The following is a 13,663-nucleotide window of genomic DNA, read 5'->3' as shown; positions in this document are numbered from 1 at the left end:
ACCCCTAAGAGATAGACACAGTGAGCGCAGCAGATTCTTCGGCAGCAGCAGTACGCCGCACCAGCCCTAAAGCTAAGAAGCCAAAGACCATGTCCATTGGCGTGGTTTTGGAGACGTTGAATCAGCAATTCCCAGATGTCACGGTGTCTAAGATTCGCTTCCTTGAATCTGAGGGGCTCATCAGTCCACAGCGCACGGCCTCGGGCTACCGCCGCTTCACCCAAGAAGACGTGGACCGGCTGCGGTATATTCTCACCACTCAGCGCGATAACTATACGCCGCTGAAGGTTATTCGTGAGCAGCTAGAAGCCATGGATTCCGGCCAAGTTACCGCGATCGTTTCCGCAGGAAATGCGGACACTCTGCTCTCGCCGCAGCAGTTTAAGGCCCCTGTGGTCACCCGCCTGACAGATGTAGAGGTAGCTACCCAGGCTAGTGCCAGCGAAGATGATGTAGCCTCCTTGGTTAAATATGGCCTCATCCGCCCGGATGCCGCCGGATTTTTCAATACCGACGACGTAGCCATCGTCTCTGCCGCCGTGGCGCTTAAGGCCTTTGGTTTTGGCGCCCGTGAACTTAAGTCCCTGCGCAATAACGCCCGCCGTCAGGCGGATTTGATCTCCCAGGCGGCGGCTCCCGTGGCGCACTCAAACTCTGATACCGCGCATCAGAAGGCGGAGGAAATCTCTCAGCAAATGACCGCCCTCGTGGTCTCCTTGCATGCGACGCTGGTGAAGTCGGATCTGCGCGAGGAATACCACTCCTAATACACACGTGCTCCCGTCTTTGTGGGAGAGTGGTATTTATGAGCGATGTATCCCTAGAGTTTCACGGTATCCACCAAGTCGGCCCCGAAGACGATGTGTGCGCTTTGCTGCGCTGGCCCGAAGAAGAGCGTTTGATTCCCGTGTGGATTTCTCCCATCGAGGGCATGCAACTGGCTGCAGTCTTAGACGGCCACCAGCCAAACCGTCCCACCTCGCACGATCTTATCTGCGAGGTGCTAGAGGGCACTGGCGGGGTAGAGGCCATTGAAATTGCCAACTACCACCAGGGAACCTTCATGGTAGATATTAAGGCTCCGAACGGGGAAGTTTATGACTCTCGGTTAATCGATGCACTCGCGGTATCCGAATATTTCAACGTCCCTATTTCAGCCGAAGCAGATCTCCTTGCCCAGGTATCTGTTTATGCCAGCGATGCGGATGTGAAAGAGTACTTCGACCTGGAAATTTCCACCCCCGGCGCAGGCATTAATCTACCGACCAGCGAAAACAGTAAATCCTCGACCTCCGCATCGGGAAATGCGCAGGCAGATGCCGATTTTGAAGCCATGATGAGGTCTTTGGGCATGGAGGAAAAAGATTTCCTTTCAGGGGATGATGACGAAAAAAGTTAATGACACGCGTGTGACTAATGGTGACAATGGGGTTTGAGAAGTCTAAAGTTGTACTTGACAGTTAAGCGATCAGCGCTTGACGGGCGTATGCGCTTGGCTTTTAATTGATCTTTAGAACTTCCAACAAACCCCATTGGAGTAATTACGTGAGCATTAACGAGGACTCCCAGTCCGGATCCACCTACGTGCAGGAGTCGCTATTTGACGTCGGACCCGACGAAGAAGTGGGCTACCGCGTTCCCATCGCTTGCCAGGTAGCGGGCATCACCTACCGCCAGCTGGACTATTGGGCTCGCACCAACCTGGTCAACCCTTCGATCCGTACAGCGCGCGGCTCGGGTTCCCAGCGCCTGTACTCCTTCAAGGATGTACTGGTACTCAAGATCGTTAAGCGCCTGCTGGACACAGGCATCTCCCTGCAGAATATCCGTTTGGCAGTTGAGTCCCTTCGGGATCGTGGTGTCAATGACTTGGCAAAACTCACCCTCGTATCCGATGGCACTACCGTTTATGAATGCCGTTCCAACGACGAGGTGATTGACTTGCTCGCTGGCGGTCAAGGTGTCTTCGGCATTGCGGTTCCGGGCATCTTGAAGGAACTATCCGGCACCATTTCTTCCTTCCCTTCGGAGCGCATCGAAGACTTCGCCGAAGACAATGTAGTCGGCCTCGACGAGTTGGCTGCTCGTCGCAAGCGCAAGAGCTCCTAAGCTCGTCCACACAGAACCCACCCTGCTTCCCAGCTCACGGGGAAGCAGGGTGGATTTTTGATCTCTATCGCCATAAGAGCACAATGCAAAATAGTACTTTTCCGCGCTGTGTGGCTCGCAGGATCGTGGTCGAGCTCTGGCTTAGAGCCCGGGCCGCCTCTGAGCTAATAACTGGTGAAGTACCCGTAGGTTCGCAGTGTAGGAGAGCACTAGTTACTATGGGCCGACAATAAAGGCACCGAACGAGTCGTCGTTCGGTGCCGTGGAAAAGAAAGAGGCGCGTATTAGACTCCTGCGGCCTTAGTAATTGCTTCAGAGACCGTGGCCTTATCGGCTGAGTCAACGGAGGTGAAGCTATCAGCTGCGGACTTCAGTGCGGCATCGACATTACCTTCACCGACATGGATGACGCTGAGGGAAACGTCCTTGGAGGCGGCGTCTTCAAGAGCGGACGTGAATTGCGCGTCATCCATGTCTTGCTCAGTGCCAGTAGTTACTACGACTACCCGTGCTTTGTCGCCAGTTCCTGCGGCTTGATCGGCGGCATTCGCGACAGCTGCTACAACGGCGCTGCGCGTTTGCGGAACACCGCCGGTTCCAAAGCCACCAAGCGTGCCGGATACAGCGTTGCCATCGCCAAAGCCTAGGTTTTGGCGGAAGCCAACCGTCGCGGTCTCAGAGATAGGAGAGGAGTAGTTCCACAACGAGACTGCCCCGCCTTCCGCGGCTAGGTCAGAAGCAGTGGTGCTCAAGGCTTCGGACACAGGGCCGTACATCGGCGCCATGGCCGAAGAGGTATCCAAGAGTAGGAGCGTATTTGCCGCCATCGTCACATCGGGCTTGGGAGCTGCTGCGGAATTCGTCGCTGGAGCGGAGCTCTTCGGGGAAGAAGAGCTCGTGGGCGCGGCGGACGTGGAAACACTGGAGGTAGCTGTCGTGCTGGTCTCCGGTGCAGATTCGGTGCTGCTTTCCACTGCGGCGGATGCGGCTGAGTCTTCGCCGTCGTCGTTGCCCGCGCCGCGCAATAGGAAGGCCACCAAGGCGACTATGGCCAGCAGCGCGACAATAGCCACCGCGATAACCCATCCCGCTACTGCGAAGCTATTTTTCCCGTTTGAATGCCGTGCCATGTGGTATTTTCCTCCCAAGCAAACTGCCGTTGTTAGTGGCTCATTCTAGCGGGGCAAGTGCCTGATCTATCACAGCGACAAGCCGGTCTCGCAGCGGCTTGGCTTTCTGTGCCAAGGTTCTCTGGCGAGAGACGTACTCGGCCTTGCCCTCAGGGGTTTCGATGGGCACGACGCCAAGTCCCCAATCACGGCAGTCATAAGGAGATGCCTCCATGTCAAGGATGCGTGCTTCAATCGCCAGATCCAGGCACTCAAGGAAAAGTTTGCCTGGAACTAGTGGTCCCAGCTTCCAGGCCCACTTATATAAATCCATTGTGACGTGTACGCAGCCTGCTTGGTCATTGTCGGGCTGATCTTCACGGTGCAGGACAGTGAGGTTAAGAGGCCGAGCGGGAGGAGTAAAGAACCGGAAGGCATCGTAGTGAGAACACTTAATTGAGTGCTCATCGACAACCCGGTTGGTGCCGTCCGCACCGAGCCGCAAGGGCAGCGAATGACGCGGGGAATCCGTGTGGTAAACCATTGCCCATTCATGCAGACCGAAGCAGTCAAAGTGGGCCGGATTGGTGGCAGAGCGCCGGAGCAGATTGGATATATAGCGAACCGTGTCACCACGACGCTCTAGAAAGCTGGCGAGGTCAACGGTGATGCCTTCTGGGGTGGCGTGGTAATTCCGCCATTCGGCGTGTGGAGGAGCGCCTTTAAGCGCAGTTCCAACACCTGGGTGCCAACGCTTTAGGTGAGCAGGTCGCACGGGGTAGTACTCAAAGAGAAAGTCGAAAACAGGGTGGTAGCTGCCAGGATGCCGGAAGCGCTCCAAGCGGTCGGTGGCTTGCTTTTCATGTTCATGCTGTTGAGCACTCCAGTCCTCAGGGCCCAAGATGCGCATGGGCGTTTACCTCCTTGTCTTAGCGGCGACGGCGGCGGGCGACTTTGCCGCCCGAGCGGCGGCGTTGAGAATTGGACTTCTTGACGGGCTGTGCCGGCTTCTGGGATGCGGCATGCCCTGGTGGGGGAAGGACGGGGCCATTGGGTTTGCGAGCGCCCGTAACTTCCTTGAGTATTGGAGAGCCTGCAGGATTGTCACGGTGAGAAATATCGTGCTCCGTAGCTGTGACTCCGGCTTTCTTTATGAGCGCGGCTACTTCCTTGCGTTGTTCATCCATGACCAAAGTGACTACGGTACCCGCAGCGCCGCCGCGTGCCGTGCGGCCGGCGCGATGGAGATAGGCTTTGTGCTCTGCGGGTGGATCGACGTGAACGACGAGTGAAACGTCTGCAATATCGATACCGCGGGCGGCAATATCGGTGGCGACCACAACTGGAATGCTGCCATCGGCGAAGCCTTCGATCGCGCGGGTACGCGCGCCTTGGCCTTTATCGCCATGCAATGGATAAGCGTTGATGCCGGAGCGACGCAATTTCTTGACCTGCCTGTCCACGCCGTGCTTGGTGCGCATGAACATGATGGTTTTGCCTTGGCGGGCAGCAATGCGCAGCACCACCTCGTTGCGGGCGGGCCGCTCGCCGACGAAAAAGAGGTGATGGGACATGGAATCCACTGCAGCTTGCACCGGGGCAGTGGAGTGAACCACTGGGTCATGGAGGAATTGCTCCACCAGTTTGTTGACGTCGCCGTCAAGCGTCGCCGAAAACAGCAAGCGCTGGCCTTGAGCCGGAGTTAGGCGCAGAAGCTTGCGTACCTGGGGCAAAAAGCCCATATCGGCCATCTGGTCGGCTTCGTCCAGCGCAGTGATCTGGACCGCATCCAGATGCAGCTTGCCCTGGTCAATTAGATCCTGGGCACGGCCAGGGGTAGCGACAAGAACATCAACGGGGCGGGCGAGGGAGCGGATATGGTGATTAATATTTACCCCACCCACGACAGCAAGCACTCTTAAGCCCAGCGTTGCCGCAGGTTCATCAAGGCGCTGGTGAATCTGAGTAGCCAACTCGCGGGTTGGGGCGAGGATAAACGCACGGGGATGAGCAGGCTTGGAAGCACCGGTTCCGGCAAGGCGGGCGAGCAGGGGCAAGCCAAAGGTATAGGTCTTGCCCGACCCGGTAGGACCGCGGCCGAGTACGTCTTTGCCTGCAAGGGCGTCGGGAATCGCGGCTTTTTGAATAGGAAACGGTTCGGTAATGCCTTCGTTGTGCAGAACGTGTACCAGGCGCTGGGGAAGGCCGAGATCGGCAAAGGTAGTCATCGCTTTCCCATCCTATCGGCAGCGTGGCGGATCGCCGCATTCCACGAGAAAGACCTGCTTGGAAAAGGCGAAAGGGCCCCGAAGGGCCCCTAATCGCGTCACTGCGAATCTAGTCGGTTTGGATCAGGCTGCGGTCACCGGACCACTCAATGTGGAAGGTGCCTGGCTTGTCGGTGCGCTTGAAGGTGTGGGCGCCGAAGAAATCGCGCTGGCCCTGAATGAGAGCGGCCGGCAGGCGCTCAGCACGCAGGCTGTCGTAGTAGGAGAGGGATGATGCAAAGACCGGTGCCGGCAGTCCCAGCTGGGTAGCGGCGACGACCACGCGGCGCCAAGGGTCGATGAGGTCTTCCAGCTCGCCCTTGAAGTAAGGATCGAGGATGAGGGCGGGCAAGTCCGCATTATTGTCATAGGCTGCGCGGATGCGATCCAAGAACTTGGCGCGGATGATGCAGCCGCCGCGCCAGATGGTTGCGAGATCGCGCGGGTCAACGTCCCAACCGAATTCTTCGGACCCAGCCTTAATCTCGTCAAAGCCCTGGGAGTAGGCAATGAGCTTGGCGGCATAGAGCGCGCGGCGAACATCCTCGATGAACTCGGCCTTGTCCACGTCGAGCGCTTTGATGGTGCCGGCGGGAAGCTGACCTTCTTGGGCGGCACTGCGCTGCGCGGTGGAGGAGGACAGCGCGCGGGCGAAGACGGATTCGGCAATACCGGTAATCGGAACGCCGAGTTCCAATCCATTGATGGCAGTCCAGCGGCCGGTGCCCTTCTGGCCGGCGGCGTCCACGATGATGTCGACCAGCGGGGCGCCAGTCTCCGGATCCTTTTGGGCCAGAACCTCGGCGGTGATTTCAATGAGGTAGGAATCAAGGTCGCCGGAGTTCCATTCACGGAATACCTCTGCGATCTCGGCCGGCTCCATGCCTGCGCCATAGCGCAGCAGCTGATAAGCCTCGCCGATGACCTGCATATCGGCATACTCGATACCATTGTGGACCATCTTGACAAAGTGGCCGGCGCCATCCGGACCAATGTGGGTTACGCACGGAGTGCCGTCCACGTTGGCAGCGATGGACTCAAGAATCGGGCCGAGGGTCTCCCACGACTCCTTGGGGCCGCCGGGCATGATGGCCGGACCGTTGAGCGCGCCTTCCTCGCCACCGGAGATTCCGGCACCGACGAAGTGCTTGCCGTGGGCGGCTACGTCCTTCTCGCGGCGAATGGTGTCAGTGAACAAGGCATTGCCGCCGTCGATGATGATATCGCCATCATCCATGGCTTCGGCCAGCTGATCGATGACGGCATCGGTGGCCTTGCCAGCCTTGACCATAATGATTGCCTTGCGCGGGCGCTCCAAGGAAGCCACAAAGTCTTCGATGGTTTCCGAGGGCACGAAATTGCCTTCCTCACCGTGGGCCTCAATGAGTGCATGAGTCTTTTCAGGGCTGCGGTTATACACCGCTACGGTATTGCCGTTGCGGGCAAAGTTACGGGCCAAATTAGAGCCCATGACCGCCAATCCCACGACGCCAATCTGAGCAAGTTCATTCTTATCAGTCATGCTGCCTATCCTACGTCACTAGGCTGCGAGACTGGCATCAATGGCTAGGCTGGTGGACTATGTCGGATACGCAGAAACTCAATGACTTGCTCCACCTCGCGCACACGCGAGTGCTCAACGCAGAAGAACTGGAGTCTCTCAATGCCTTAAACGGTGGCCTTGCGGAATTGCTAGGATTGCAGTTCACCCACGTGGGCCCGCGCGAGGCCCGTGCGAAACTGCAGGTGCTGCCGGAGCATCACCAACCTTGGGGAGTAGCCAACGGCGGGTTGTATTGCTCCATCGCAGAAACCGTGGCCTCCATTGCCAGCGTGGCGGCTGCCGACGCCCCCGCAGTCGGCGTCAATAACTCCAGCGACTTCATTTGCTCCACAGGCGAGGGCGAGCTGGAAGCCGTGGCCACGCCGGTGCAGCTAGGCGGCCGCACCCACGTGTGGAGCGTCGAGATGCGGCAAGGCCGCAAGCTTATCGCCCGCACCACCTTGCGCACTATGATTCTGCGCTAGTTCATCCGAGCGGCGGTAAAAGACATGCCGTGGGCGGAAAGCCGCTGCAGATAGGATTTTCCAAGTCCGGTGGCAGGGGTGAGTACGCCACCTGCGCGGCTAGTACCGGAGCGCGAATCGAGCAAGCAGAGCGCAGCCTGGCTCAGCATCATTGCGGTGACTTCATAGCCCGGGTCGCCTTGTGCCGACACAGTTGCTCGCCAGCGTTGGCCATCTTCGGTAATGCCGTGGTGGCTGACCTGGAAATGTGCACCGCTAGGTCCAGGGGCGGGCAGGACCTTTTCCACCAGTGGGCGCAGGCGCGACTGAGTGCCATCAAAAAGTAGCTTGGTGGCGAGCGCCAGCCCATAGGCGCGGGCGCGACCGGAAAGACCGGTGCCAGCCCACCATGCTTCCTTGTAAAACAGGCGTGTGCCCCACGCGCGCCCTAGCAGAGCGTTAGAGCGGCGCACCACGCGGGTATTGAACATGGACATGAAAAATGGTCCTACCCAGCCCACGCCGTCGACTTCTTTGATTTCGAAGTCATTCTGGAGACCGTCTAAGCGTGGCCCGGCCTTGGGATCCGGGTCCAGTGAGTAAGGATTGTGCAGGTTGCGGGCTACATCTTTATCCGCGTGCGCGGCATGCGAGACCTGCAGGGAAGACTCGATGGTGCCCGGTGAGATTCCGCCTTTGAGCTTGTCGACGACCATCTGCACCCGTGCAAACGGCTTTCCTGCCGCCTGGTAGAGATTGAGCATGCCAATATCCGAGGGGACGGAATCAAAGCCGCAGGAGTGAACGATGCGCGCACCCGTGGATTGGGCGGTGGCGTGGTGGGAATCGATGCTTCGGCGAATAAAGGGAACCTCACCGCAGAGGTCAACATAATCTACGCCTAGGCGCGCGCAGGCGGCAACGACGTGGCCGCCATACAGGCTGTAGGGTCCGACCACGGTGATTAGTACCTTGGTATTTTCCACCATGTGCTCCACAGCGTCGGCATCATCGGCGGCGGCGATGGCGATGTCCCAGTGCTGATTGAGTTCATCGCGCAGTGCGGCTAGCACCGGTCGGTTCCGGCCGGCCAGAGTCACAGAGGGCGCGTTAATCGAGGCAAGGTAGCGCGCCACCAATTGGCCGACCAGCCCGGTAGCGCCGTAAACAGTGATATCGCTCATAGTGCACGAGCGTACCGGATGGATTAGAGCCAGTGGTTCTTTCGGAACCAAGCCCACAGGCCTACCACTACCAAGATCATAATGATAATCGCCATGGGGTAGCCCAGCGCCCAGTGCAGCTCCGGCATGATGTCGAAGTTCATCCCGTAGATACCCGCCACCAGGGTAGGCGCGGCCCACATACCAACGACTGCGGAAATCGTGCGCATGTCGGAGTTCTGCTGCATGGTTACCTTGGCTACCGAGGCGTCGATAAGCGAGGTAAGGCGCTCATCGAAGCTGGAGACCTGGTCCTTGACCACAAGCTCATGGTCGTTGACGTCGCGCAGGTAGGAGCGCAATTGTTTGGAAATTAAATCCTTGTGGTCAGAAACCATGGACTTCAGCGCCACTGAGAGCGGGTCAATGGCATGCTTCATCTCTAGCACCTCACGCTTAAACATGTAGATGCGGTCCACATCAAACTTGAGGTTCGGGGTGAAGATTTCTTCTTCCAGCTCATCGACTTCGATGCTGATAAGGCGGGAAATCTCCGAGTAGCGGTCCACCATCATATCCAGGATCTTCCAGGCCATGGCCACCGGGCCAAGCTCCACCAAGTCCTGTTCATCTTCCACGGTATAAGCCAGGTTGGGCAGTTTCGCACCGTGACGGACGGTGATGATGAAGTTGGACCCCATGATCATCTGGATCTCACCGGTGGAAATGATCTGGCGCTTATCCGTGACCTCATCGTGATCGCGGTAGTTCACGGAACGTGCGACCACGAAGAGCTGATCATCGTAACGCTCGAGCTTGGGGCGCTGGTGGGCCATAACGGCGTCTTCCACGATAAGTTCATGGATGCCAAACTGGGAGGCCACTTTGGTCATTTGGGACTCGTAGGGCTCATGGAGGCCCACCCAAATAAATCCGCGGCCGTATTCCTCTATGGCTTCCAGCGCGGAGCTGGTGGAATACTCCCCGGGAAGCGCCTCGCCATCCACAAAGACGCGGCAATGTTCGATGGCGCGCTCCGGTGGTACCGGCAGGGTAGTGGGCTTACTAGGAGGCTCGGATTTCTTGCGGCCCCTAAAGGGTGAAGGTACGGATGGCATCTTTTCAGCCTCCTTTGCGCGGTAGTGCGGGTATTTTCCCAATGGGCAGGCGGCGATTTTACGCAGCGGGTAAATCTTACACCGAAGCTGGGTAATATAATCGAATCTATGCCTACGTGGAAAGAAGTAACCGAAGCTAATCCCGAGCACTCCCATAACTTTGCCCGCAAGTGGAAGGTGCTTGCCGCACAGGGCAAAGACATCAATGGCGAGGCCCGGCTTATCGACGCCATGGTGGAGCGCAACTCCACCATCCTCGATGCCGGCTGTGGCACCGGCCGCGTCGGCGGCGAGCTGCTTCGCCGTGGCCACAGCGTTGTGGGCGTCGATGTAGACCCCATTCTCATCGAGCACGCTGAGCACGATTTCCCAGAGGGGCAATGGTTCGTGGGAGATCTGTGCGAGGAAGAGGTGCCAGAAGGCCCCTTTGATATCGCCGTGTCCGCGGGCAATGTCATGGGCTTTCTAGCAAAGGACGGCCGCGAACCCGCGCTGCGCAATATCTATAATTCCCTAAAACCAGGCGGTCGCCTCGTCAGCGGCTTTGGCGAGGGCCGTGGGTGGGAATTTGCTGATTTCCTCGACATGGCGCAGAAGGTGGGCTACCGAGTCGACTTCACTTTCTCCTCGTGGGACATGAAGCTCTTCTCGGAGCATTCCACCTTCCTCGTCGCCGTTCTGTCGCGCCCTGGGTCGGACTTGCTGGCCTAAAAGCGCCTATCGGCTTGGTCGAAGAAGTCGACCTCATGGTGGCTGGCGGTGATATAGGCGCGCTCGGCCCGCAGGCGGGTGCGCTCATCCGCCTCGGAGAGAGCTTCTTCGACGATGTCGAGGCTAGCGCGAACCCCGTTGAGGAAGTTCTCGCCGCCGTACATGGACAGCCATGAGTGATAGGGGTGTTCGGGGGAATCAAATTCTGCGAGGTGGAGGCCTACTTCTGCATATAGCCAGTAGCAGGACAGTACCGCCGCAGCGCCCACCACGTAGTCATCCGTGTGCGTGGAACGGATCAGGAAATCCGTATAGGCGCTAGTTACCCGGGAGGCTGCGGTCGTGATATCGCTCTCGAGCCAGCCGCGGTGCAGCTCCGCCTCCACCGCCAAGCAATCATGCGCTCCCTCGGCCCAGTGCAGTTGCTGTGCCGCTTCTGGGGCTTGGCTGGCGAGGCGAGCCAACGCCTTGGAGTAAGCATTCAGGTACTGGGCATCTTGGTCGAGGTAGAAACCAAAGGCATCCTTCTCCAACGCTCCCGTGCCCAAGGCCCGAATAAAGGGCAGCGCCTTAATCGCCTCCCAGTGATCCCCGGCTAGGTTCCACAGGCGTTGCGTATGCGGGCCGGCCGCGGGAACGCGGGGCTGGTCGACGTTTGCCGGTTCTACCAGGTTGCCGGATAAGTACGGCTGGGGAAGGGTAGACGCCGCCTGCATGAGACGCTGCGAGCGGTGCAGGTGGTCCACGGGCCCGTGTCCCTTGCCCACGTGAAGCGCATCCGCATGGGCAATGGCCTCGTGCAGCCACTGGGTGGACCACGTTAGAGCTGCCGCGGGGCTATCACCGGCTCCCAGGCGGGTGGCTAGGGCAGAGGAAAGGGAACAGCCAGTACCATGCGTATTCTTCGTGTCCACTCGGCTTGCAGCAACGCGGTGCACGGACCCATCCGCATTGACCACCGCATTGTCGGCGATGTCACCATCGAGGTGCCCACCCTTGACGACGACCGCGGTATTAGCAGCCTTTACCCACTCCTTCGCCGTGGCAATGGCCTCTTCTAGGTCGCTCGCCTCGTTCGTATGAGTAAGGACTGCCAATTCTTTTAAGTTCGGGGTGATGAGATCCACCTGGGAGCAGAGATCGCGCACGGCCTGTTCTGCTTCCTCTTCCAGCAGGCGATCTCCGCTGGTAGCTACCATGACCGGATCAAGTACCACGGGAACATCGGCCGGCAGGCGGCGCAGGAAGGCTGCGACCTTGGCGGTAATGGCGGCGTCGGCAAGCATGCCAATCTTTACCGCATCAATCTCCACATCGTCGATGACGGAGTCTAGCTGCTCCTGCAGAAAGTCCACCGGTGGTACGTGGACGCTGCGGACACCCTGGGTGTTTTGAGCCACCAACGCCGTCACGACGCTCATACCGTAGCCGCCTGCGGCAGAGATGGATTTCAGATCGGCTTGAATTCCTGCTCCGCCGGTGGGATCAGTACCGGCAATGGATAGTACTCGGGGATAGATGCCTTTAGCCATGGAAAGCCTCCTTAAGGTGGGCGGCGACTGCTGCGGGGTCCTCGGCCGCCATGATGTCGCTGACTACGCAGATTCCGGCAAACTCGCTGCCCGCCAGCTCGTGCGCATTATGGGTCTTGATTCCGCCGATGGCGACGGACTCGATGCCACGCGCATGTGCGGTGTGAGCGAGTGCTGTTGCCGCAGCCGTACCCATGCCGGCTGGGGCGTTTTTCTTCGTTGCCGTCGAATGCACGGGCCCGATGCCGACGACGTCTGGGCGCGCATCGTCCGCAATAGCAGCAAGCTCCTCGTTACTGCCGATGGATAAGCCAATAAGCTGTCCCTCACCCAGCTTCTCTCGGGCTTCGCGAAAAGCCATATCGTCCTGCCCAATGTGCAGGTGGCAGCCGAGCTTTGCTGCCACCTCTACGCGGTCATTGATAAATAGTGGGACATCGCCCAGTACGTCAAGCAATTCGCGTGCGATGCGCTCGATCTGTTCGTCGCTAGCTTCCTTGTCCCGGAGCTGGACAACGGTAACACCGCCGCGTACAGCCTCCTGCACGATGGGGACCACGTTGTCTCGCCCGCCAGCCAGATCTGGATCGGTGACCAGGTAGAGCGTCCAGTCAATAGCCACTTAAACCTCCTCCACATCAATGAGCCTGACTAGGCCCTCGATATCCGCGGTCGGAACATCATAGAGCGCATCCAGCCAAGCAACGGCAAAGGAGCCGGGGGCGTGGTGCTTCTCGGCGGCCACGCTTCCCGCCGCACCAACGTGCGCGTGGGCGGCGATGATCGCTTCGAAAGGATCCTCCCACGCGGCCAGATATGCGGCGCAGATAGCACCGAGGGAACAGCCAGTACCGATGACGTTTTGGAGCATCGGGTGCCCTGATTCGAGGTAGACGGCACGCGTTGTAGCGCCGACGTGGACGATAAGGTCTCGCGGCCCGGAAATGGCCACGACGGCGCCGGTATCCCTGGAAAGCGCTACTGCCGAATCCAGGGCGGCTTCCACGCCATCGGTAGATTCGACGCCTCGGCCGCCCCGTCCGGTTCCTGCGAGGGCAATGATTTCTGAGGCATTGCCACGGATCGCGCCCGGGCCAAGTGGCAGCACCTCGCGCATGAAGTCGGTGCGGTTACTCAGGCCGCCGGCGCCTACCGGATCAAGTACCCAGGGGGTGTGCGCGGAGTTCGCCCCAGCGATGGCCTCGCGCATGCCGCCGTATTGCTCTGAGCTGGGCGTACCGCAATTGATGAGTACGCCGCTGGCTACCCGCGCAAATTCGCGCGATTCCTCTGGCGTATCGACCATTGCCGGGCTAGCCCCGATGGCCAGCAGGGCATTGGCGGTGACGTTGCTGACGACCTTATTGGTCAAACATTGAATAAGCGGCGTGGACTCGCGCACAGCGTCGTGTGCGCGCAGAAAAGCATAATCCACAACTATCCCTTCGCTAGTTCTAACTGAGTGCAGGTTCGATGGGTATTTCTCAGCCGCACCGTGTGTGGCACCCCATGTTGCGTGTCTCAGCCTAACAAAGGTCACGGAAACTATGTGCGAAAACCAGCGTCCGGTATCCAGTTGTGGAATCGCCGGCGCTAATAACGGGTAGTCCGGGAAAATAAAAATCGCCGCCCGCAGCCTGCGTGCAG

At 58.9% G+C, this 13,663-nt stretch carries 14 protein-coding genes and 1 riboswitch; of the genes, 5 read left to right on the top strand and 9 right to left on the bottom strand.

The window, feature by feature from the left end:
• Nucleotides 1-20: 20 nt before the first annotated feature.
• The 3 genes from QP934_RS06700 (at nucleotide 21) to QP934_RS06690 (ending at nucleotide 2,109) form a co-directional block, all read left to right on the top strand.
• Nucleotides 21-767, top strand: coding sequence for a MerR family transcriptional regulator (locus tag QP934_RS06700; RefSeq protein ID WP_269954259.1), 747 nt, complete (start codon nucleotides 21-23; stop codon nucleotides 765-767).
• A gap of 38 nt (nucleotides 768-805) precedes the next feature.
• On the top strand, nucleotides 806-1,399 hold the full coding sequence (locus tag QP934_RS06695) for a bifunctional nuclease family protein (RefSeq protein ID WP_198493024.1): 594 nt from the start codon (nucleotides 806-808) through the stop codon (nucleotides 1,397-1,399).
• 146 nt (nucleotides 1,400-1,545) lie between these two features.
• A complete protein-coding gene (locus tag QP934_RS06690) occupies nucleotides 1,546-2,109 on the top strand; it encodes a MerR family transcriptional regulator (RefSeq protein WP_198493025.1) in 564 nt (187 codons plus the stop codon).
• Nucleotides 2,110-2,393: 284 nt separating this feature from the next.
• On the opposite strand, the gene QP934_RS06685 is transcribed toward QP934_RS06690, so the two are convergent.
• The 4 genes from QP934_RS06685 to gndA form a co-directional block, all read right to left on the bottom strand.
• Nucleotides 2,394-3,239, bottom strand: coding sequence for a hypothetical protein (locus QP934_RS06685; RefSeq protein ID WP_284836145.1), 846 nt, complete (start codon nucleotides 3,237-3,239; stop codon nucleotides 2,394-2,396).
• Nucleotides 3,240-3,279: 40 nt separating this feature from the next.
• On the bottom strand, nucleotides 3,280-4,128 hold the full coding sequence (locus QP934_RS06680) for a 3-methyladenine DNA glycosylase (protein ID WP_284836146.1): 849 nt from the start codon (nucleotides 4,126-4,128) through the stop codon (nucleotides 3,280-3,282).
• A 19-nt stretch (nucleotides 4,129-4,147) separates the two neighbouring features.
• A complete protein-coding gene (locus QP934_RS06675; RefSeq protein ID WP_284836147.1) occupies nucleotides 4,148-5,446 on the bottom strand; it encodes a DEAD/DEAH box helicase in 1,299 nt (432 codons plus the stop codon).
• A 109-nt stretch (nucleotides 5,447-5,555) separates the two neighbouring features.
• Entirely contained in the window at nucleotides 5,556-7,007 is a 1,452-nt protein-coding gene (gndA, locus tag QP934_RS06670; protein ID WP_419127134.1) for an NADP-dependent phosphogluconate dehydrogenase, read from the bottom strand.
• Between the two features lie 59 nt (nucleotides 7,008-7,066).
• On the opposite strand from gndA, the gene QP934_RS06665 reads away from it, so the two are divergent.
• The gene (locus QP934_RS06665) at nucleotides 7,067-7,513 is read left to right on the top strand and encodes a PaaI family thioesterase (RefSeq protein WP_284836149.1); all 447 of its coding nucleotides are present in this window, start codon (nucleotides 7,067-7,069) and stop codon (nucleotides 7,511-7,513) included.
• Here the strand turns inward: QP934_RS06665 and QP934_RS06660 are convergent.
• Complete coding sequence (locus QP934_RS06660; protein ID WP_337888597.1) at nucleotides 7,510-8,676, bottom strand: saccharopine dehydrogenase family protein; 1,167 nt, start codon at nucleotides 8,674-8,676, stop codon at nucleotides 7,510-7,512. The genes QP934_RS06665 and QP934_RS06660 overlap by 4 nt on opposite strands.
• Before the next feature lie 23 nt (nucleotides 8,677-8,699).
• A complete protein-coding gene (locus QP934_RS06655) occupies nucleotides 8,700-9,773 on the bottom strand; it encodes a magnesium and cobalt transport protein CorA (RefSeq protein ID WP_337888598.1) in 1,074 nt (357 codons plus the stop codon).
• Nucleotides 9,774-9,881: 108 nt separating this feature from the next.
• Between QP934_RS06655 and QP934_RS06650 the strand changes: the two genes are divergently transcribed.
• Complete coding sequence (locus QP934_RS06650; RefSeq protein WP_198493029.1) at nucleotides 9,882-10,484, top strand: class I SAM-dependent methyltransferase; 603 nt, start codon at nucleotides 9,882-9,884, stop codon at nucleotides 10,482-10,484.
• Here QP934_RS06650 and QP934_RS06645 read toward each other — a convergent pair.
• From QP934_RS06645 to thiM, 3 genes are all read right to left on the bottom strand, one after another.
• Nucleotides 10,481-12,016, bottom strand: a complete 1,536-nt coding sequence (locus QP934_RS06645; RefSeq protein WP_419127133.1) for a bifunctional hydroxymethylpyrimidine kinase/phosphomethylpyrimidine kinase — start codon at nucleotides 12,014-12,016, stop codon at nucleotides 10,481-10,483. The two genes, QP934_RS06650 and QP934_RS06645, sit on opposite strands and share 4 nt — an antisense overlap.
• Nucleotides 12,009-12,638 (bottom strand): thiamine phosphate synthase, encoded by a 630-nt coding sequence (thiE, locus tag QP934_RS06640; RefSeq protein ID WP_337888601.1) that lies wholly within the window; start codon nucleotides 12,636-12,638, stop codon nucleotides 12,009-12,011. Before thiE ends, QP934_RS06645 begins: the two co-directional genes overlap by 8 nt.
• On the bottom strand, nucleotides 12,639-13,451 hold the full coding sequence (thiM, locus tag QP934_RS06635; RefSeq protein ID WP_419127132.1) for a hydroxyethylthiazole kinase: 813 nt from the start codon (nucleotides 13,449-13,451) through the stop codon (nucleotides 12,639-12,641).
• Nucleotides 13,439-13,536: riboswitch (TPP riboswitch) on the bottom strand. (Overlaps the previous gene by 13 nt.)
• Between the last annotated feature and the right edge of the window lie 127 nt (nucleotides 13,537-13,663).

Source organism: Corynebacterium sp. MSK122, assembly GCF_030229435.2.
In the GTDB taxonomy this organism is placed as follows: Bacteria; Actinomycetota; Actinomycetes; order Mycobacteriales; family Mycobacteriaceae; genus Corynebacterium; species Corynebacterium marquesiae.
Note: the sequence above shows the minus strand (reverse complement) of the source record. Positions and strands in the feature narration are given on the sequence as shown.